Source organism: Subtercola vilae (genome assembly GCF_004923255.1).
In the GTDB taxonomy this organism is placed as follows: Bacteria; Actinomycetota; Actinomycetes; order Actinomycetales; family Microbacteriaceae; genus Subtercola; species Subtercola vilae.
On sequence record NZ_QYRT01000012.1, the window covers coordinates 24,047 to 43,249 of the forward strand.

Below are 19,203 nucleotides of genomic sequence, written 5' to 3' on the forward strand. Positions count from 1 at the left end.
GGCGAGCAGAATGTCCTCGTTGACGGCCTCGCGTCTGACCCAGAGATAAATGGTCGCGTCCGAGATCCCAAAATCGGGACTGCTGACGGCTTTCGGCTAACAGCTACGATCCAGATGAGTTGACTTTGAGGGTGGGACGCAATGAAGTATAGGAATGCCTCCGCGGCGATGATCGCGAAGCTCGATCAACTCCTTCTCACCGGTGTTGAAGTCAGCGTTCGTGGATCAGAAACTCGTGAGTTGATGCACCAGCTGGTTTCTCTGACCAAACCTTTGGAGCGCTGCATTGTTGTTCCAAGTCGAAACAACAACGTGTTCGCCTCGATAGCAGAAACAATGTGGGTGATAGCGGGCCGCAATGACATCGCATACCTCGCAAACTACCTGCCCAGGGCAGCCAACTTCTCTGACGACGGTAAGACGTGGCGAGCCGGCTACGGACCGCGCCTTCGACAGTGGCATGGCGTCGACCAACTCGGGTCCGTCCTCAACACCCTCGCCGACTCACCATCCAGCCGCCGCGCCGTGATGTCGATCTTCGATCCCGCAGCCGATTTGCTCGACAGCCTCGACATTCCCTGTACTAACTGGTTGCACTTCACCGTCCGAGACGGTCACCTCGACCTCAACATCGCGGTGCGCAGCAACGACATCATTTGGGGGTTCTCGGGTATCAACACGTTCGAATGGAGCGTTGTTCAGGAAATGATGGCCTACTGGCTTGGCGCGAAAGTCGGGATAACTAACTATTTCATCTCGTCGCTACATCTTTACGCACGGCATTTCGACCGGGCGACTCAGGTCGTCTCGCAGCCGCCAGTCCCGTCGCCATACACACAACACCCAGCGGTCATCCGATTTGACACCCGATTCGGCGACCTCGAGCAGACTCTCGACAGATGGTTCGAGCTTGAAGCGGCCATCCGCGACGGGGCAAACGTCACCAATCGCATCGATAGCTTCCCAGATCCGATGTTGCGAGATTTTCTTCGAATGCTTTCCGCGTACCGGTCATTCGTCGAAGGCGACACGGCTGCAGCGACCAAGATTTTAGATGGCGTCGAAGACGGCGCCTTGGCTACCGCGGGATCCGATTACATCTCGTGGAAGACTGCGACCCCGTCCCGATCTGTCGTACTTGCGGCGCCCCCAAGAATCTCCAAAGCAGAAATCACCCGATGGCTGAGTCAACTTCACCGCACAAAATCTCTTGCCTATGGCGACAGCTGGAAGCGGCGCGGAGAGCAGATGGCCATCATGGCCAACATCGCAAGAAAAATCGATCGGCTTGCGCTTCACGATCCCAACATTCCATCAGATGGCGAAAATATCATCGATACAGCTGCGGACCTGCTGGTCTATTCCGTGAAGTACGAAACCTACCTCAACGACGTGAACGGCAAACCCCGGCGCGACGCGGCTGCCTGGAGCGACGGAACCGATGGTTTTGATCTGCTGATGCAACAAATGCAGGCCGAAGCAGTGGCTGCGACTCATGCGGAGGCGACGGCTGACGTCATGGAAGTATTCGAGCAGCTCGAGCGCACGTTCACACCAGACACTGGTCCCGCATCCCGCCGCCAACTCGTGCACACCCTCGGCACCCGGGCGCTCGAACTTCTGCAATTTCACCTCCACAAAAACCCTGCCGCTGCCTATCGCGTCATGGCGTTCGAGGAATGACCAAGGGCCGGCGTCCACGCCCGTCGAAACGGATATCTAACCCACGCCGCAGCTACGATGAGGCAACGGCAAAGGAGCTCACATGACTAGCCCAACCCCGCGCCCCCACGCTTTCGACATCTATTGGCAATTTGCCCACGAACGCCACCGAATCTTTCAGTCGCGCCTCACCCAACAGGTTGGCCCATGGACGGACGACCGCATCCTGCGGACCTACAAGTTCTGCAACGTCTACCGCGCAGCAGACAGAGTCAGTCAATATATGATCCGGAACGTCTGCTACAGCTCTAACGACATCAGCGAAGCAGACAGAGTCTTCCAAATCGTCGCCTTCCGCACCTTCAGCAACATCGCGACCTGGGACTCCTTGACCATGTTGCTCGGCCAAGCTCCAGTCGTCGAAGACATCCGCAACGGCCGGCTAGAAGCGGCACTTACGAGCATCCGTGACAGCGACAAACGCCTCTACACGGGCGCCTTTATTCTCTGTGCAACGAACGCCTACGGTCGCGGACTAAAACATCTCAATCACGTCGAACTCTTTCGACACATGTTCGTTCAAACCACGCTGGCTGAAGAAATCCTCGAAGCACCATCGCTAGCGGCGGTATATGCGCTCCTTCACAAGTACCCACTGATGGGCGACTTCATGTCCTACCAAGTGGCGATCGACCTCAACTACTCAGAACTCATCCACTTTTCCGAGAACGACTTCACCCAGCCAGGGCCCGGAGCTTTGAGAGGCATCAAGAAAGTGTTTTCGAGTACCGGCGGAATGACGCCCAGTGACACAGTCATGTGGATGGTCGACAACCAAGACACCGAGTTCGAACGGCTCGGTCTCGATTTTGATGGCCTCTGGGGTCGCCCTATCCAAGCCATCGATGCGCAGAACCTTTTTTGCGAGACGGACAAATACTGCAGGGAGGCCCTGCCGGAGCTTGCAAGCGCCCGAACTCGCATCAAAGCCAAGTTCGTTGAGTCAGCAGAGCCAGTGTCGCTGTACTTCCCGCCAAAATGGGGTATCAACGAGTCTCTTCCCGCCGCCCTTCCGCAAATGCGACAACTCGCGCTCTTCTAGCTCGTCCCGGGCTACGCGCTCGAGCGCGGACCGCTCATGCGAGTCGCGCTGAGGGTGCTTTTCAACAAAAGACCATCCTCTCGTTCGGTCGGGCAGACGTCGCTGACAGAGCTAACTTGTGTTGATGATGACGGACGACTGCTTGCGGACATAGGCTCGTGGGCCAGGCGCCCTACGACGATCAACGCTGACGTGAGCCCGTCCTTCCTAGAGGGCACGAGCAGCTGGACGATACCCGGTCCTAGCTCGAAAGGTCCCTAAACCTGAATAGTTACGTCTGCACCAGCGAAGAAGTTCCCGTGCGTGTGCTGCGCATGTTGCGGGTCCGATGCCAATCAAAAGGCGTTCCTATTGGGCCACGAGGTAACTCCGCAAACCACTCTAGGGCCAGACTAATCTCGTCATCCTCAAATCTGTTTCGGTGACCGCGACCGCTGACGATGCCGAACTCGCGAAGTAGGGTCGGCACAATCGGCCCGCTGCTTCCGAAGTAAACGAAGTCATCGCTGACAAGCACTTTTTCGGTGGTCCCCGTATCGCGTGAGAGATGAACCAGCTCCGGCGTGCCGTCCGCCTTGCTGTGCCTTGAGTCCTCTTGAATCCAGTTTCCAGATGAATCGTGATGATAAATATTGTCACCAAACCGAACCTGACGGCTCCCGCGCAGATTTGGACGCTTTCGTTCGAATCGCTTATCGGACCAATACTCATCGAACGACAACGTTTCGGTGACCCGCATGGCATACACCAAGAACCCGGTTCGCCTGTTCTTGGCAGCGCCAGTCCCCATCACCCAGTCGCCGACGCTGGCGCCTCGGCGAATTATTTGCTTGCAGGTCGCCAGCGTGCAAAACCCTTGAAACGGATTAGGCGCGAAGCCGATGTCGTGATCGACGACGTAACTATGAAGTCTCATGCGTATTCAGCAAGGGGCCCGTGGAATGGAATGAGGCGCGGTCGGAGCGCCGTCTGGGTCGGTCCAGTGTTCGTTTTCAAGGGCGTCAATAATCAATTCGGCGTCCCAATTGATTATCGAATCAGCAAAGTCTTCGAGCTCTTCCGGGAGATTATCTGCAGTAGTCCCAGGTGCCCACACGCCGATAATCTTCTTGTCAGGGAACTTTCTTGCGTATTCGATTTCCCAATCCACCCAGTCGTGGTTGTAGGTTTCCGGGGATACGATGACGATCATCTTCCCCGCCCAGTCAATTCGGGCCCTCAGCAGACTCCTGATGTACTCCTCATTGTGAGCGTCGTTAGGATTATCTGTCGTGATCGACGAATCCCGAATCTCAGCCCCGCTTTTCGCGAGCATCGATTTCAGCTCCCCCACCAGGTGATCGTCTTCATGCCTATGGGCTACAAAGATGTTGTGCGCGCTCATCAGTACTCCTCGTTAGAGATAACATACGACGAACCGCTGACAACTGCTCAACACGCAACGCATGGAAGGCCGCTGGGATGCCCATACCCCCAATTCTTGACGTCTTCGTCGTATGGCATCCCGACGACGAGGGGGGTGTGAAGCGCTTCAGAGAACTGCAGGACCATTTCCACAGTTCGGCGTTCTCGGGGCTTGTCGGCGGAGCGGTCGAGGTCTACGCCAGAAGCGAAGCCTGGTCGACAGATGGGGCACCACGACCGTTCGGTATCCGCACCCCGCTCGCCGACGAACTACCTGCTGCGCAATTCAACGCAATCGTCCCCGTGCTCAGCAAAGAGATGGCGCGCGCTGCCGCAAGTGGAGGCTGGAAACAATTCATTGCCGAAATAGGAGCTCTCGCTGACCTTCCGGGAGTCGGCGTATTCTCTCTCCCCTCAGCGGGTGTTGACCTGCAAAGCGGCGCGTTATCTGTAGCCCTTGGCCCCTTCCAGGTATTGCCACAGGACGTTGTGGAGAACCCGAAAATGCTGGGCCGGGAATTGGATCAAGCGATCGCCCAGAAAATTCGCAGCGAGGACGACCAGGCGGCGCGAATCACCGTGTTCGTCAGCCATTCAAAGCACCGGTCGCTCAGCGAAGACGACGAGGCGCCCGCCATCTATTCATTGGTCCGCGAGCGGATTGCCGAATCGCGGCTTGCAGAATTCTTTGATGCCCACGACATTCAGGTAGGCGACAGATGGGTCGAGGAGCTTGAGCAGAATGCGAGCGAGCACGCACTCTTGATAGTGCGAACTGACCGTTACGCGGAACGTCCGTGGACGCAGCGTGAGGTAAAGGCCGCCAAAACCGCTGAAGTTCCGGTCGTGACCATGTACGCCATTCGGTCTGGCGAGCAACAAGGCTCATTCCTTATGGACCATGTGCCGACGGTTGTGTGTGACCTGGATAATCGCATACCGGGCATAGAGGCCGCCCTCGATGCCCTCGTAACGGAAGCCCTCAAGAGCACGCTTTGGAATGCGCAACGGTCCTACCTGAAGGCTGATGGCTTTGACTGGTTGCCAGCTCGGTCACCTGAACCAACCACGATCGCATCATGGTTAACCACTCACAAAGCTGAGCATCCCGACGATCAACACATCTGGATCATGCATCCAGACCCTCCGCTAGGGCAAGCGGAGCGCGATGTGCTCATTCAGATGGTCGAGCTCGCGGGATACTCCGACGACGTTAACATTTATACGCCACGCACATTCGCTGCTAGAGGCGGAGAAGTGAAATGAACGACCCAGAGGTCATCGCGCTCGGAACACTGAACGAAAAACGCGTGGCGCTTTCAGCATCAGAAAGCGCTGATCTCGGCAGGCTTGGGCTGAGCGAATACCACTGTCGACTGGTTATAGCTGAAGTTGGGCGGGCGCTTATGTTAGCCGGAGCCACAGTCGTCTACGGCGGTAACCTGTCTGCCGACGGGTACACCGACATACTCCTCGAAGAGGCCCAACGCTTCGGAGGATCTCGTCAGTTGCTCGAACTGACAATCCCCGAGTCCGAATACACCAAACATACCGTTTCTGAACTAAATAAGATCGACGGCCGCCTCGGGGAGCACGGAAAACTGGTTCTCATCCGTTCCGATTCTGTCGTGGTGCAGATACGAGACGCGGTCACAACATCCTCGACACGGGTAGATCTATCTCAATCGCTTTCAGCTATGCGAGCGTATACCTCAACTAATACGGACGCCCGTGTCGTAGTAGGAGGAAAGCTGACGGACTATCAAGGCCGATTGCCAGGCGTAATTGAAGAGGCTCTACTGACGGCGGAGGCAGGCAAGACCTTGCTTGTGGCAGGCGGCTTCGGCGGAGCCGCAACCGTGATATCAAATGCCCTGAACTCCGAAGCAACCCAAGGATGGCAACCGCCGAATTTTCCAGTCCATGCGCACAGCGCGACGATGGAAGCTGCACTTGGCCGGCTAAAAACGTCTCGCCCCTACGTAGGAAGTGAAGACGAATACGCAGACCGCCTTCGTAAGGTGCTAGCGGTGAGCCACAGACCTGCAGACATATCGACCTCCGTCATCCGCTTGCTAGCCGCCTCCTTCGAGGAAAGTTAACCATCTAACTACTTCTGTGTGTATGACTCGGGGAGCTTCCCTGACACTTCGTTGTCAGGAATTCCTTTACACCCTAACGATTCGTCTATCGGCGACGCCACAGCAGCGGACTGCGCCTCGCCGTCTCGAAAACCTAAACCTTAACGAGGCATATTGCGCCGCCGGTGACCAGTAGAGAAATGTCCAGAGAATCCGCAGATGCGGCTTGTCTCAAAAACTCATCTTACAATCACGCCTGTCTCCCTCCTGTTTCTAGGGGTTTCTAAGACAGGACGGCTGTGGGAGCTTGGGGATGACAGGGAAGGGCCGTTCCAGAACTATCGACATCCTTTAGACCCCTGCTTCGCTGCCCGGTCTACAGTCCAAGAACGAGTCGAATTCCCGAACTGATCTCGGAGAGTAAATACGAGGGAACGTGGCCCGCCGGATAGGGATCGAGGAACTCGCGGCTGACTGGCCCGACCTGGGAGACGACGGCGACGGAGTCCTTCTCGAGCCCCGACGCCTCTGCAGGAAGCAGAACGTTGCCGGGAAACGCCTCAAGTCCGATGTTCGAGGTCAGTGGAACGACCTGCACCGTGGCGATGCTCGTTGCCAAGAGCCAGTCTTCCTGAATCACGACCGCCGGCCGAACTTTCGCCGGTTCCAACCCCCTCGGCGTGCCGAAGTCGACCCAGACGACATCGCCGCGCGCCGTCACCATTCGGTTCCATCACGCATCACACGCTGCGACTCACGCAGGAACAAGCCGTCACCCGATGGTTGCCCCGTGCGAGCCAGGACCGCATTCGCAATCGCAGTGAGTTCCGACGCGCCCTCCAACTCGTCGGCGAGCCGTTGCGCAGCAAGTCGGTAGAACTCCGACCGGTTCATACCATGCTTGTCGGCCACACGCTCGAAACGCTCGAAGTCACCGTTGGGAACTGATATCGCCGTCTTCATACTTAGAGTATGACCATTCATACCAGATGACGGGAGTAAATAGGCGCGCCCACGAAATGCCCGCAAACGTGCATGAACGATGCACATCTCAGGTGATCACCTAAGACGCGACTTCCGCACCATCACTGGAAAGACCCATCGAAATCAGGGGCCTTCGTCGGTTCGAGCCCGACGGGGCCCACCCCTAATTGTTCAGTCAGAGTGACGTGATCAGCCAGGCCGTGGTCGAGCCTGGGAGGAAGCCCTGTTCGAGCGGTGCGCTCGAAAGGAGCAGCTCCCCCGCCGGCAGAACCACAGGCGACGAACCGAAGTTCGTGACTGATGTCCAGCCGTTCTGTCTCCGGAACGTCAGAACCGCGTCGGCGCTCGTCTGCAGCCATTCGAGGGACTCGTCACACTGCAACCGCTGCCGTAGCGCAAGCGCACCTCGGTAGAGCGAAAGAGTAGAACCCGCGTCACTCCCCTGCGCTTCGACCGAAAGCCGACCGAACGACGCCGGTTGCGGCAGGTGAGCCGCCTGGCTACTGAATCCGAAGGACGGGCCTGACCCAGTCCAGGGCATCGGTATCCGACATCCGTCGCGACCGATATCGACACCCGGATTGCGATAGAAGACGGGGTCCTGCCGACTCGCGGGTGGCAGGCTGGCGACTTCGTGCAGACCAAGCTCTTCACCTTGAAAGAGGTACGACGAGCCCGGCAGAGCGAACTCGAACAATGTGGCGGCGCGGGCCCGCCGCAGGCCCAATTCGGAATCGAGAATGGGCACCTCCCCACCGCTGAGCAGCCATTCGCGACCCTGTTTGTCTGGCCGCCCCGCGAGCGGGGGGAGACCATAACGGGTCGCGTGTCGCACCACGTCGTGGTTCGACAGCACCCAGGTCGTAGAGGAACCTGATTGGGCGGCAAGATCGAGATTGAATGTCACTATACGTCGGAACGATTCGGCTTCGAAGTCCGCCTCGAGAAGATCGAAGTTGAAGGCTTGGCCGAGACCCTCGGCACGGGCGTAACGAACACGCCGCGATGGATCCACCCATGCCTCCGCAACAGCGGTACGCGGCGGGTCGTACGTGTTGAAGACTGTGCGCCATTCTGCATAGATGTCGTGAACTTCATCGCGATCCCACAGGGGGTGCGTTCCGTCCCTCGGCATGACGTCGAGTTCGGCCTGAGAGGGTAGTTCTAACGGCAGTTCCTTCGCGAGGCCGTGGGCGACGTCGATTCGAAAGCCATCGACACCCCGATCAGCCCAGAACCTCAGAGTGCGCAGGAAGTCATCGCGAACCTCACGATTCTTCCAATTGAGGTCGGGCTGTTCCGCTGCGAAGTAGTGCAAGTACCATTGGCCATCACCTGCGGCTGTCCACGCGGATCCGCCGAAAATCGAGGTCCAGTCAGCAGGAGGGAACTGACCGTTCTCGCCGAGACCGTCACGGAACAGATATCGCTCTCGCGCGACGGAGCCCGGGGGCGAATCCAGTGCCTCTCGAAACCACTCGTGTCGGTTCGAGGTGTGATTCGGCACGATGTCGATGATGATGCGGATGCCACTCGAACGCAGCGCAGCTACCATCTCATCGAAGTCGCTGAGTGTACCGAGGTTGGCGTCGACAGTGCGGTGATCGTCGACGTCGTATCCGCCATCGATGAGCGCCGAGGGGTAGAACGGGCTCAGCCACACGGCGTCAATTCCCAGCGCCTTCAGATAGGGCACCCTTTCGGTTACTCCGGCGAGGTCACCGATGCCGTCACCGTTCGAATCGGCGAATGAGCGCGGATAGATCTGATAGACCGCCGCCTGACGCCACCAGGCATCTCTGTTCGGGCGGAACGGAGCGCCGGGCTCGATCGTCTCACGGATGATCATGTTGTTCTCGGTCACCCCAAGTACCCCGTCTTAATGCGCTGCCTCGACACCGTACGTGGCAAGACGCATGGTGGCCGTGGCACTGTGCGCCGCCATGCCCTCAGAATCCGAGATGATCTGTACCGCGTTGGCGAGATCAGGCGTGGCCCCCCGTGAGACGCGCTGGTAGGTGAGAGGTTTCAGAAAGCGCCCTACCGACAGTCCGGCGCTGTGCTTGGCGCCGCCAGCGGTGGGAAGCACGTGATTCGTCCCCGCCATGCCTTTGTCAGAATATGCGACGGTGCTCCAGTGACCCAGAAAGAGCGACCCGTAGTTGCGGAGGGCATCGTGGTACCAGTCGTCTTCAGCGGTCAGGACTTCGAGGTGTTCCGGGGCGAGATCATCCATCAGGGCGACCGCAGTTTCGCGGTTGTCTGCCACGGTGACAACGCCGTAGTCGCGCCACGCCGGGCCGGCTATCGGCTCCGTGGCGAGCGTGGCGAGCTGGCGGTCGACGGCGTCGATCACGGCCCGGCCGTGACTGTCAGAGGTGGTGACCAGGGCAGCTGGCGAATTCGGGCCATGCTCAGCCTGACCCAAGAGGTCAGCAGCAACAATCTCGGGATCGGCCGTCTCGTCCGAGATGACGGCGACCTCGGAGGGGCCCGCCAGCAGATCGATCGCAACAGACCCGAAGAGCTGACGTTTCGCCTCCGCGACGAAAGCGTTGCCTGCCCCCACCAGCATGTCGACGGGCAGTTCCCCGAGCAGACCGTAGGCCATGGCCGCCAGTGCCTGGACGCCGCCGAGCACGAACACCCGGTCGACGCCCGACAGGTACGCTGCGTACACCACAGCGTCGTTCGCGCCCCCGTTCGGTTGCGGTGGCGTACAGGCGATCACGGTGGGCACGCCAGCCGCCTTGGCGACTCCGACGGTCATGAAGGCACTGGCCGTCAGGGGGAAGCGGCCGGCGGGAAGGTAGGCGCCGACTCGGGCGACGGGTACGTAGCGGGCGCCGGTGACTAGGCCCGGCACGAGCTCGGTCTCGAAATCGGAGAGATGAGATCGTTGTGCAGCCGCGAAGGCCTGTGTGCGCGTGGATCCGAGCTCCATGGCATCGCGGAGGTCTGCAGGCAGCCGGTCTCCGCTCGTCGCGATGTGCGCGGCGGTGAGCTCGATGTCAGTGCCGTGATAGTTGTCGAGCTTGCGAGCATAGTCGAGGATCGCGTCGATGCCGCGGTTCTGGATGTCGGCCAACATCGACGAGACGGTGGCGATGACAGCGGGGTCGCGCTGCGCGGCAGGTGCGTCGATGAGGGGAGTCTTCAGGTGATGAAAGGAGCCTTCGAGGCTCTGCAGGAGGGCGGGGCTGTATCGCATGACCAATAGCTAAGCTTCGTTGCTGCTACAGCACAAGCCTGGTGGATCCGATGTTTGCCATCGGGTTTACCATTGGTTATGACGATCGCGCAGCTCACTGCCTTTCTTGCCGCCATTCGGTGTGGCTCGTTCACCGCCGCTGCCCTCGAACTCGACTCGACTCAAGCGTCGGTATCGGAGCTCATAGCCCGCCTCGAGCGAGAGCTGGGAGTTCGACTTTTCACCCGAGGTGCACGCCGACTCACCCCCACCGATGCGGCGATTGCCCTGCAGTCGCACGCCGAGCTGGCCCTCAGCGCTATATCGAACGGCGTGGAGACCATCGCTGCCATCAATTCCCTTGAAGGCGGCATTTGCACCTTCGGAGTGTTGCGCAACGCCGCCTACTACGATCTGGCCGACCTGGTGCAGCGGTTCCACCTCCTGTACCCGAACGTGAAGGTGCGACTCGTCGGTCTCAACTCGGCGCTCGTAGCCGAGTCGATTGCGGCAAACGAGATCGAGGCGGGCTTGATCGTGCTGCCGGTCGACGAGGCAGGCCTGCGCATCACTCCCCTGTTTCGCGACGAGGTGCTCTACGCCTCAACACTGCGCTCACCGAACGATGGCCCCGTGCACATAGCGGAGCTGGCCCGAGCCAAGCTCGTTCTCTACGACGCGTACGCGGGGTGGAGGGATCCCACTCGTCGGCAGCTGCTCGAGCGTGCCCGACTTCAGGGCATCACGATCGATCCCGCCATCGAGGTCGAGCACGTCGAGACCGCCTTGAGCCTGGTCGCAGCGGGTGCGGCGGATACCATCGTGTCGCGAACGATCGCCGAGTCGTCGACATTCCCGCCAGGCATCCTGGTGACGCCGTTCACAGATCCGCTTTTCGACACCATCGCTCTGGCCCAGCGCGAGGGGGCCTACCTCTCCCCCGCGACCCAGCGTCTTGCCGAGCTCGCCGAATCGACGTTGCTTACTGCGGTGGGCGAACATGTGGGGCGCTCTCAAGCAGGCTGACCGCTCGGCTCCAACATCTCAGTACAAGTGAGGTCGACGGTCTCCAAAGAGATCGTTATGAGGAGGGAGGGACTTGTCGCCTCGAACACCAAGAACGAGCGTCTGCACAGCGCAGCCGGATGCGTCGGGTACGGCGAACACCCAGCCTCCGCTGTCAATGACCGCAGTTCCCTCAGTCCACTCCACGCCGCGCTCCGTACCGACCCTGTCTGCGATGACCGTGGCGAGCCGCGAGGAACGCGCGGCAGCCATCGCCTGGATGATCTCCGGAGGCCGCTCACCGTTCGGCCGCGGCACTCGCGGCCAGTTCACCGGAAGCGCCAGCACGTCGGCCCCGCCCAACGCGAGCCTGCGAGGCACCTCCGGAAATTCATTGTCGTAGCAGATCGCAACACCCAACCGACCGAAGGGCACCTCGAAGAGCGCCCCGGCACTGCTTCCCTTCTCGAAAAGCCCGGCCTCCGCACCCCACAGGTGCGATTTGCGGTAGTCACCGATCCATTGATCGCTGGTGAACACCGCGGCGGAGTTGTAGAGGTGGTGTTCGGCGCGTTCGGCATAGCCCACGACCGCAGTGACACCCGGCGCCAGAACCGCGGCGAGCTCGGACCAGAGGGGATCGTCTCGAGTGATGGAGGCCTCGGCAGCCTCATCGCGATCGGTGAAGACGTATCCGCTTGTAGCAAGTTCGGGGAGCACGATGAGTTCTGCGCCGGCGGCGACGGCATCCTTCAACGCGACCCGGATACTCTCAGCGTTGCTCGCGACCTCGCCCAGACGTATCTGGGGCGAGGTCGCGGCAACGCGGAGGGACCAAACCATAATAGGCGTGAGAGCCTCTCGACTCAGTCGTCTTCCGTCGCGGTCACCATCACTCCAACCGGAGCGAGATATCCATTCGGATCGATCATCCAGTCTGCGCGCCGGGCGGCCTCGACGACCTCCGGTGCCCAGTCCAGGTAGACGCGGTCGTCGCCGCCGTTGATGACGAGCAGTTCGCCGAAGCCCGAATCGCCACCTTCGACGCAGCGGAACTCGCGCCAGCTGCCTTCCGGTACCGAGAACGAGTCCGACGACCCGAGCTCCACGGTCGTTGTCGGGTCGCCATTCAACGTGATCTCCCACCGGCCCGATTTCACGAGCAGCGCCTGGGTCTTGTCATGGCGGTGTCGCAGGAGCCCTTCGCCCGCGGCGGCGCGAATCCAAGCGACGTTGAAAGAGTGTGGTTCGTGAATGCGCGGCACCTGGCGACGGTCTTGCGTCATACCGTAGCCGATCGCCAGGCTGAGTTCAGCACCGCCGCCGGGAAGCGCCGCGCACAGCAGGGCGTTGCGGCTGTAGACGCGATCGCCCGGCTGCACGACGCGCGTGCGCAGTTCGTCCACTGAATAGGTGGACAGCTCGTCGATGTAACGCTGCTGCATCGGCGTGATCAGCGGAACGTTCTCAGGCACGACATCGCCGGCGACGGTATCGATCAGCCGGTTGTCGGCGGTGAGGTGCAGGCCATATGACTCCGCCTCCTTGAGCACAGACGGGCCCCAGATGATGCCGCCGGGAGCATCGCGACCGAGCACGGTATAGAGGATCGCCTCATCCGGTCCCTCGTTGGTGAAACCGCGAAAGATCCAGGTGGGGATCGAGACGATGTCGCCGTCAGTGCTGACATACTCGCCCTGCTTGCCGTCTACACCCCAGCGCAGACGGAACGTGCCGCCCAGATTGATGAAGACCTCTGCTGTGAAGTGGAGGTGGAGGTTGTTGGAGATTCCGTTGGGCATCCCGGCCGCGCCGGTGTTGAAGCCGTGGTTCTCGGTCAGGTTGACGACCTGACTCGCGTTCTGGGAGACGCCGGCCCCGATGAAGGCGTAATTCTCCTTTCGGTCCGACCCCGGTGTGCGGCAGTCGATGAACGCTGAGTTGCAGGCAACCCAGTCGCTCTTGCGGATGGTGCGTCGTTCCACTTCTGCTTGATCGATGATTACGTCGATGCTCATGAGTGTGCTTCTTTCCGTGCTGAGTAGTCAGTAGATGTTGGTGGGCCCGGTAGGCTCGTCGCCGCGCATGCCAGCGATCTGGGCCCTCAGTGCGATGTCATCCCAGAGGCGCACCTCTTTAGCGAGGGCGCCTTTGTGGAAGGTGAACTGCGACATGCCCAGAACGTCGACGGGTTTGTTGGTGGTCGGCCCGTAGTTCGGCTGACCGTTGTAGGCACCGACGAACTTCCAGGTGACGGCGACCCTGAGGCCGGCGTAGCGCACGTCGTAGTTCGTCTGTATGTCGCGGACTTCGAACTCTCCTGCTGGGAATGCCTCGAGGAAGCGAAGCAGTGCGCGCCGGTATCCTTCGGGGCGGATGATCGTTCGGTTGCCGACGGTCTGCAGCACCAGGTCGCGGTTGAAGAACGACTCGACCCTCTGAAGGTCGCGTTCGTTCCAGACAGTCTGGATCATTTCGAGTACCGATTGCACTTCGGAACGGAAATCATCCGGTCGAGGGCCGGAATCGCCACAGACGATCGGGTCGATGGGGGCCGGTTCCAGCCAGGATCCCGCGTAACCCCGGAACGCCTGAGCGCGGGCGAGCGCGTCGAGGTCGTCCCCCCGTTCCAGGGCGCCGGCCAGTGTGTCACGCACGACCCACTCCTCGACCATGCGCCCTCGACGATAGAGGCAGTTCGCGATGGTGCGGCTGACTTCAGGAGCTTGCAGGTGGCCGGAGAGAACGAGATGTGAGCTGAGAAAGGCATCGTCGCCCCGGGCTTCCCAGATCACATCTTCGGCTTGGCCCGTTCGGTCGGGCGTGGCCGAGATGCGCATCAGAGTGCCGTGAATGACCTCTGCGCGATTGTCGATCGTTCCATAGCCCCCATGCACGATGGAGTCGGGTTCGTAGTTTTCACGGATGAAGCTGATCGAGCGATCAACCCAGATGAGGTCTGTGACCTCGCGGATGAAATCGTCGGGGTCGGCATACGGTTGATAAGCGACCGGATCGAGAGGCACGCTTGCGCTCCTTCTTTGTCGTGGCCCGTTGCACTGATGCGTCACGGGCCGTGGATATTTGGCAGCGTATACGTATGCACGATTGAATGCAAGGAGACCCAGCTCGGCAACCGGAGATCAGTCCGAGAGTGGTGCCGACGAGAGCGTTCGACGTTCGACAAAGGACGTCTCATATTCGACATGGAGCACGGAGGCATCGGGCTGTTCGATGCGGCGGGTGATCAGCCGAGCTGCCTCGCCAGCCATTGCGGTGAGATCGTAGGCGATTGTCGAGAGCTCGATGATCGGCCAGGAGGCCGCTGGCAGATCATCGAAACCGACGATCGACAGGTCACCGGGAACCGAAACGCCCCGTCGGCTCGCAGCGTTCAGTGCCCCGTAGGCCACGACATCGTTGGCGCAGAAGAGGAGAGTGGGGGGCGACGGCTGGCTGAGCAGCGAGGTTGTCGCCTCGTCTCCCGTGCGTGTATCGAATGGCCCGCGCCTGATGTCATCCGGACTGAGACTGAGGCCGTTTGTCGCCAGGGCCGCGCGAAGGGCCACCTCACGGGACTGCGCCGTGCTCGTGTTGCTCGGGCCGAGTACAGCACCGATTCGAGTGTGCCCGAGAGCGACAGCCCGAGAGACGGCCGCTTCGAACCCGGCCGTTGGCTCCACTACGGTCGCGTCGGCGTCGACGAAGGATGTCGTCCGGTTGAAATAGACGAACGGCAGACCATGGTCGCGCAGGCGCAGCGGTACGACGGAATCCACGGTCGTCGTTGCGAGGATCACCCCGTCGAGGCCGTTTGCGATCAGCCGCTCGACGATCGTGTCGTTATCTGCCGTCTCCGTGTGAAGCATGAGCTGATAGCCGAGCCGTTCCAGCTGGAGGTGAACCGGCGCAATGATGTGAGTGTAGAACTGATTCTCGATATCGGTGATGAGAAGGCCGATGCGACGGGTACGGCCGGAGGAGAGGGCTCGGCCCGCTTCGCTGGGTACATAGCCCAGCTGTTCGGCCGCAGCCCGTACCTTGGCCTTCGTCGCCTCGGAGACACGAGGGTCGTCACGAAGAGCCCGGGAGACCGTGGGCTGCGAAACGCCGGCTAGTCGCGCAACATCCCGGCTGGTGATGGCCATTTCTTTTCCCTCACAGTCGATGGAGGGTTGACCCTCCGTGCATACGAAAGCATAATGGCAGCATACGTATGCATGGCGAAAGGAAATCAGCAATGGTTGTGTACCTGAAGAGCGCTCCGACGAAATTGTTCACCGACAGCGCCCAGAGCGACGTGGCTGAGCGGGTGAAATCCATCATCGCCACCATTCGTGAAGACGGCGACGACGCCGTTCGTCGGTACTCGCAACAGTTCGACTCGTGGTCGCCAGAGGCGTTCCGCCTCGACGATGCTCACATCGAGGCGATAATGGCCAGTCTCGATCCCCAGGTGATAGCCGACATCGAATTCGTTCAGAAGCAGGTGAGTGCCTTTGCGCAGGCTCAGCGCGACTCGCTGGTCGACATCGAGGTCGAGACGCTCCCGGGCGTCTTCCTCGGGCAGAAGCACGTGCCCGTACAGGCCGTCGGCGCATACATTCCCGGCGGCAAATACCCGCTCACTGCTTCTGCGCACATGACCATCATCACGGCGAAGATCGCTGGCGTGCCGCGTGTGGTCGCTTGCACTCCGCCCATCCGCGGGGAGATTCCCGCCGCCACTGTCGCCGCGATGAAGCTCGCCGGTGCCGACGAGATCTACGTACTCGGCGGCGTGCAAGCGGTGACGGCGATGGCCGTCGGAACCGAAACGATGCAGCCCGTCAATATGATCGCCGGCCCAGGGAACGCGTACGTGGCCGAGGCCAAGCGCCAGTTGTTCGGTGAGGTCGGCATCGATCTGTTCGCCGGCCCGACCGAGATCATGATCGTGGCTGACGGTGAGGCGGATCCCTTCCTGACCGCCGTCGACCTGCTTTCGCAAGCGGAGCATGGCCCGGAGTCACCGGCCGTTCTGATCACGACGTCACAGACTCTCGGCGAACAGGTGATGGCGCACATCGAGCAGTTGCTGCCAAGCATGTCGACGAGGGACTATGCCGAGCCGGCCTGGCGCGATTGGGGCCAGGTCATTGTCGTCGACGACATCGACGAGGCCTACGCTCTTGCTGACTCGTTCGCCTTCGAGCACGTGCAGATCTTCACGGAGGAGCCGCGGCTCGCCTTGGCGAAGATGCATGACTACGGGGCTCTGTTCCTCGGCGAGAACACCTGTGTGTCATACGGAGACAAAGTCATCGGCACGAATCATGTGCTGCCGACCCTCGGCGCGGCCCGCTACACCGGCGGGTTGTGGGTAGGCAAATACCTTCGCACGGTCACGTACCAGCAGATCACCGACCCCGCCTCGTCAGGGATGCTCGGCGAAGTGTGCGGCCGTGCCGCGCGGGTTGAACTGTTCGAGGGCCACGCCCGGTCGGGAGACGCACGAGCCTGGATCCATAACGGCCGGACCTTCCCCTGGATCGAGGAGAACCTCGCTTCACGAGAGCGCGTACAGTGAGCGCGCTCGCTGGCCGAACAGCCCTTGTGACCGGAGGCGGAAGCGGCCTCGGTGCAGCCATCGCCACCGCCTTGCACTCTGCTGGCGCTGACGTCGTCGTCGTCGGCCGTGACACCGCGAAGCTTGTCAGCGTCGTCGACCGGCTCGGAGACCGCACCCGAGCGCTCTCGTGTGACGTGACGGACTCCGAGTCGGTCGACCGGCTGGCGATGAGTCTTGCGGACACGCCCGTGTCGATCCTGGTCAACAACGCTGGCGTGCCCGGGCCCGTGGCCTCACTCATCGACATCTCGGTCGAAGAGTGGGACGCAGTCTTCGCTGCCAATGTGCGCGGGATCTTCTTGCTCTGCAAGGCGTTCCTCCCTCCCATGGTCGAACGGGGTGCCGGAGACGTCATCAATCTCGCCTCGGTCTCGGGCAAGCGGCCTCTCCCGTTCCGCACTCCCTACTGCGCCTCCAAGATGGCCGTGATCGGGCTGACATCCACACTCGCCTTTGAAATGGGACCGGCCGGCGTCAACGTGAATACGTTGTCGCCCGGGCCCGTGGAGGGGCCGCGCATGCAACGCAACTTCAGGCTCGAAGCCGACCGTGCCGGAACGTCGATCGCCGAGGCTGAAGCGTCGTTCGTCTCGCGATCGGCGCTCGGTCGGATGGTAACGGAGGAAGAAGTCGGCCGCGCCGTGGTCGCCATGCTCGGTATGCCCGGGCTGTCCGGCGCTGACATCGACCTCTCAGCGGGAATGGTCGCATGACATCGGGGTCTCTTCGAGCGCGAGCCGAGTCGGGCGAGCGTCTTCTCGGAGTGCTGGTGAGGATTCCCGCGGAGGAACTCGTCGAGATGGCAGCAGTCGCCGGGTTCGACTTTGTGCTCGTCGACTGTGAGCACGGGCCCGCCGACGTCGTAGCGCTGCGTCAACACATTGCTGTGGCCGCGATTCACCGTGTTCCCGTTGTGGTCCGAGTCGGCGAAAACGATCCCGGCATGATTCTGCGCGCGCTCGACCAGGGCGCCGAAGGCATCGTCGGACCCCATGTCGACACTGCCGCGGACGCTGAGGCGCTGGTCGCTGCTGCCCACTACCCCCCGATCGGCACGCGGGGCTTCGCGACGTACAGTCGTGCCGGTCGGTTCGGTGAAACCGACCCGACCGGCCACCGTGACTGGTACCACGCGAACACACTCGTCATCGGCATGATCGAATCGCCCGCCGCGGTAGCCGAGGCAGACGCCATCGTGGCAACGTCGGGACTCGACGGCGTGATGATCGGCCCTGCAGACCTGGCTGCATCATCCGGTACCCATGACCTCCCCGTCGCCGAGGCTATCAAATGCGTGAACACGGCCATTTCATCAGGCGGTGTTCTCCGAATGGATATCGTGAGCAGCGTCGAGGCCGCGAATGCCGCTTTTGAGCAAGGAGCGCAGCTGGTCGTGTACAACCTCGCGGCCTCGCTAATGACGCATCTGATCGGTCTGCTGACTCCGAGAAACTAGGTGCGGCGCGGCGCGTTCGTGAGCCAGGGCTCGCTTGTGTGCCATGCCCGTATGGCCTCGCCAATCACATTCGCTCGTTCGAGGGGCAGGAGGTGTCCACCGTCGACGTTCGCGAGCCGTGCATTCGGCATCTCGGCCACAATCTCATGATGGAATTCGGGTGGACAGATCGCGTCGCGAATTCCTGAGATGACGAGCGTCGGGATCCGAATTCCTCGCAATGTCGGCCGCAGGTCGACGCGCGTGCCCTGCATCGCGAGCTGAGCATCGAGAGTAGATGCACTCGTTGCCGCTCCCATCTGACGAGTCCTCCGAACGAGGTCGGGGCGATGGGCGAGTGCATCGGCCGACAGGAGCGCGGGCAAGATTTCATCCTGAAGTTCTGCGGGAGTCTCGCCAGCGCTGATTCTCTCTGCCCAGGCCCTCCAGGACTCGTGTTGCGCTGGCGTCGGAGCCTTCGCGTTGGTCGATATCAGGCACAGACGCTCGACGCGCCCGGGTGCCTCCGCAGCAAGTGCCATGGCGACGATGGCGCCCAGGGACAACCCGCAGAGGACGAAAATCGGCGGAAGCTCGGCGAGCAGTCGATCGACTTGTGCACTGACGGATCGCTCGTCGAGCGCGGGTGCCAGAACATCACCGAGCCCGCAATCAGCCCAGAGATCATCCGTGCAGTTCATGCCCGGCAGAAGAACGAGCGGCCTCATC

Annotated in this window: 19 protein-coding genes; 8 read left to right on the forward strand and 11 right to left on the reverse strand. The window is 61.0% G+C overall.

Annotation, left to right across the window (positions count from 1 at the left end):
• The first annotated feature begins 168 nt into the window (after positions 1-168).
• Positions 169-1,683 carry a thymidylate synthase gene (locus D4765_RS08160; RefSeq protein WP_161580391.1) on the forward strand — a complete coding sequence of 505 codons (1,515 nt, stop codon included), beginning with the start codon at positions 169-171 and terminating at the stop codon, positions 1,681-1,683.
• An 82-nt stretch (positions 1,684-1,765) separates the two neighbouring features.
• Complete coding sequence (locus tag D4765_RS08165; RefSeq protein WP_136641797.1) at positions 1,766-2,764, forward strand: nucleotide kinase domain-containing protein; 999 nt, start codon at positions 1,766-1,768, stop codon at positions 2,762-2,764.
• A gap of 271 nt (positions 2,765-3,035) precedes the next feature.
• Here the strand turns inward: D4765_RS08165 and D4765_RS08170 are convergent, their stop codons facing one another.
• Both D4765_RS08170 and D4765_RS08175 read right to left on the reverse strand, forming a co-directional pair.
• Positions 3,036-3,680, reverse strand: coding sequence for an Nmad2 family putative nucleotide modification protein (locus D4765_RS08170; protein ID WP_136641798.1), 645 nt, complete (start codon positions 3,678-3,680; stop codon positions 3,036-3,038).
• A 6-nt stretch (positions 3,681-3,686) separates the two neighbouring features.
• On the reverse strand, positions 3,687-4,148 hold the full coding sequence (locus D4765_RS08175; protein WP_201799261.1) for a TIR domain-containing protein: 462 nt from the start codon (positions 4,146-4,148) through the stop codon (positions 3,687-3,689).
• Between the two features lie 77 nt (positions 4,149-4,225).
• Between D4765_RS08175 and D4765_RS08180 the strand changes: the two genes are divergently transcribed.
• Together D4765_RS08180 and D4765_RS08185 are read left to right on the forward strand one after the other, a co-directional pair.
• A complete protein-coding gene (locus D4765_RS08180) occupies positions 4,226-5,434 on the forward strand; it encodes a toll/interleukin-1 receptor domain-containing protein (protein ID WP_136641800.1) in 1,209 nt (402 codons plus the stop codon).
• Complete coding sequence (locus tag D4765_RS08185) at positions 5,431-6,270, forward strand: hypothetical protein (protein WP_136641801.1); 840 nt, start codon at positions 5,431-5,433, stop codon at positions 6,268-6,270. Before D4765_RS08180 ends, D4765_RS08185 begins: the two co-directional genes overlap by 4 nt.
• Before the next feature lie 355 nt (positions 6,271-6,625).
• On the opposite strand, the gene D4765_RS08190 is transcribed toward D4765_RS08185, so the two are convergent.
• From D4765_RS08190 to hisD (D4765_RS08205), 4 genes are all read right to left on the reverse strand, one after another.
• Positions 6,626-6,973 (reverse strand): type II toxin-antitoxin system PemK/MazF family toxin, encoded by a 348-nt coding sequence (locus D4765_RS08190; RefSeq protein ID WP_237280315.1) that lies wholly within the window; start codon positions 6,971-6,973, stop codon positions 6,626-6,628.
• Positions 6,967-7,212: a CopG family transcriptional regulator gene (locus D4765_RS08195; protein WP_136641802.1), complete on the reverse strand. Its 246-nt coding sequence runs from the start codon at positions 7,210-7,212 to the stop codon at positions 6,967-6,969. Before D4765_RS08195 ends, D4765_RS08190 begins: the two co-directional genes overlap by 7 nt.
• A gap of 196 nt (positions 7,213-7,408) precedes the next feature.
• The gene (locus tag D4765_RS08200) at positions 7,409-9,082 is read right to left on the reverse strand and encodes a glycoside hydrolase family 13 protein (RefSeq protein WP_136641878.1); all 1,674 of its coding nucleotides are present in this window, start codon (positions 9,080-9,082) and stop codon (positions 7,409-7,411) included.
• 30 nt (positions 9,083-9,112) lie between these two features.
• On the reverse strand, positions 9,113-10,444 hold the full coding sequence (gene hisD / locus D4765_RS08205) for a histidinol dehydrogenase (protein ID WP_136641803.1): 1,332 nt from the start codon (positions 10,442-10,444) through the stop codon (positions 9,113-9,115).
• A 78-nt stretch (positions 10,445-10,522) separates the two neighbouring features.
• On the opposite strand from hisD (D4765_RS08205), the gene D4765_RS08210 reads away from it, so the two are divergent.
• Positions 10,523-11,449 carry a LysR family transcriptional regulator gene (locus tag D4765_RS08210; protein ID WP_136641804.1) on the forward strand — a complete coding sequence of 309 codons (927 nt, stop codon included), beginning with the start codon at positions 10,523-10,525 and terminating at the stop codon, positions 11,447-11,449.
• An 18-nt stretch (positions 11,450-11,467) separates the two neighbouring features.
• Here D4765_RS08210 and D4765_RS08215 read toward each other — a convergent pair whose 3' ends face one another.
• From D4765_RS08215 to D4765_RS08230, 4 genes are all read right to left on the reverse strand, one after another.
• Positions 11,468-12,271 (reverse strand): nitrilase-related carbon-nitrogen hydrolase, encoded by an 804-nt coding sequence (locus D4765_RS08215; protein ID WP_136641805.1) that lies wholly within the window; start codon positions 12,269-12,271, stop codon positions 11,468-11,470.
• Positions 12,272-12,294: 23 nt separating this feature from the next.
• The gene (locus tag D4765_RS08220; RefSeq protein ID WP_136641806.1) at positions 12,295-13,446 is read right to left on the reverse strand and encodes a cupin domain-containing protein; all 1,152 of its coding nucleotides are present in this window, start codon (positions 13,444-13,446) and stop codon (positions 12,295-12,297) included.
• A gap of 27 nt (positions 13,447-13,473) precedes the next feature.
• Positions 13,474-14,454: a nuclear transport factor 2 family protein gene (locus D4765_RS08225; protein WP_136641807.1), complete on the reverse strand. Its 981-nt coding sequence runs from the start codon at positions 14,452-14,454 to the stop codon at positions 13,474-13,476.
• A 117-nt stretch (positions 14,455-14,571) separates the two neighbouring features.
• Entirely contained in the window at positions 14,572-15,576 is a 1,005-nt protein-coding gene (locus D4765_RS08230) for a LacI family DNA-binding transcriptional regulator (RefSeq protein WP_136641808.1), read from the reverse strand.
• Positions 15,577-15,668: 92 nt separating this feature from the next.
• Between D4765_RS08230 and hisD (D4765_RS08235) the strand changes: the two genes are divergently transcribed.
• From hisD (D4765_RS08235) to D4765_RS08245, 3 genes are read left to right on the forward strand one after another with little or no spacing between them, the layout of a single operon-like run.
• Positions 15,669-16,997: a histidinol dehydrogenase gene (hisD, locus tag D4765_RS08235; protein WP_136641809.1), complete on the forward strand. Its 1,329-nt coding sequence runs from the start codon at positions 15,669-15,671 to the stop codon at positions 16,995-16,997.
• Positions 16,994-17,752, forward strand: a complete 759-nt coding sequence (locus D4765_RS08240; protein ID WP_136641810.1) for an SDR family NAD(P)-dependent oxidoreductase — start codon at positions 16,994-16,996, stop codon at positions 17,750-17,752. The genes hisD (D4765_RS08235) and D4765_RS08240 overlap by 4 nt, the downstream gene beginning before the upstream one ends.
• A complete protein-coding gene (locus D4765_RS08245) occupies positions 17,749-18,495 on the forward strand; it encodes an HpcH/HpaI aldolase family protein (RefSeq protein WP_136641811.1) in 747 nt (248 codons plus the stop codon). The genes D4765_RS08240 and D4765_RS08245 overlap by 4 nt, the downstream gene beginning before the upstream one ends.
• Here the strand turns inward: D4765_RS08245 and D4765_RS08250 are convergent.
• Entirely contained in the window at positions 18,492-19,202 is a 711-nt protein-coding gene (locus tag D4765_RS08250; RefSeq protein ID WP_161580392.1) for an alpha/beta fold hydrolase, read from the reverse strand. The two genes, D4765_RS08245 and D4765_RS08250, sit on opposite strands and share 4 nt — an antisense overlap.
• Position 19,203 lies beyond the last annotated feature (1 nt).

Bases quoted from the DNA above. Each gene is read 5' to 3' on its own strand.
- D4765_RS08160 (WP_161580391.1), top strand. From the start codon at position 169: ATGATCGCGAAGCTCGATCAACTCCTTCTCACCGGTGTTGAAGTCAGC.
- D4765_RS08165 (WP_136641797.1), top strand. From the start codon at position 1,766: ATGACTAGCCCAACCCCGCGCCCCCACGCTTTCGACATCTATTGGCAA.
- D4765_RS08170 (WP_136641798.1), bottom strand. From the start codon at position 3,680: ATGAGACTTCATAGTTACGTCGTCGATCACGACATCGGCTTCGCGCCT.
- D4765_RS08175 (WP_201799261.1), bottom strand. From the start codon at position 4,148: ATGAGCGCGCACAACATCTTTGTAGCCCATAGGCATGAAGACGATCAC.
- D4765_RS08180 (WP_136641800.1), top strand. From the start codon at position 4,226: ATGCCCATACCCCCAATTCTTGACGTCTTCGTCGTATGGCATCCCGAC.
- D4765_RS08185 (WP_136641801.1), top strand. From the start codon at position 5,431: ATGAACGACCCAGAGGTCATCGCGCTCGGAACACTGAACGAAAAACGC.
- D4765_RS08190 (WP_237280315.1), bottom strand. From the start codon at position 6,973: ATGGTGACGGCGCGCGGCGATGTCGTCTGGGTCGACTTCGGCACGCCG.
- D4765_RS08195 (WP_136641802.1), bottom strand. From the start codon at position 7,212: ATGAAGACGGCGATATCAGTTCCCAACGGTGACTTCGAGCGTTTCGAG.
- D4765_RS08200 (WP_136641878.1), bottom strand. From the start codon at position 9,082: ATGATCATCCGTGAGACGATCGAGCCCGGCGCTCCGTTCCGCCCGAAC.
- hisD (WP_136641803.1), bottom strand. From the start codon at position 10,444: ATGCGATACAGCCCCGCCCTCCTGCAGAGCCTCGAAGGCTCCTTTCAT.
- D4765_RS08210 (WP_136641804.1), top strand. From the start codon at position 10,523: ATGACGATCGCGCAGCTCACTGCCTTTCTTGCCGCCATTCGGTGTGGC.
- D4765_RS08215 (WP_136641805.1), bottom strand. From the start codon at position 12,271: ATGGTTTGGTCCCTCCGCGTTGCCGCGACCTCGCCCCAGATACGTCTG.
- D4765_RS08220 (WP_136641806.1), bottom strand. From the start codon at position 13,446: ATGAGCATCGACGTAATCATCGATCAAGCAGAAGTGGAACGACGCACC.
- D4765_RS08230 (WP_136641808.1), bottom strand. From the start codon at position 15,576: ATGGCCATCACCAGCCGGGATGTTGCGCGACTAGCCGGCGTTTCGCAG.
- hisD (WP_136641809.1), top strand. From the start codon at position 15,669: ATGGTTGTGTACCTGAAGAGCGCTCCGACGAAATTGTTCACCGACAGC.
- D4765_RS08245 (WP_136641811.1), top strand. From the start codon at position 17,749: ATGACATCGGGGTCTCTTCGAGCGCGAGCCGAGTCGGGCGAGCGTCTT.
- D4765_RS08250 (WP_161580392.1), bottom strand. From the start codon at position 19,202: ATGAGGCCGCTCGTTCTTCTGCCGGGCATGAACTGCACGGATGATCTC.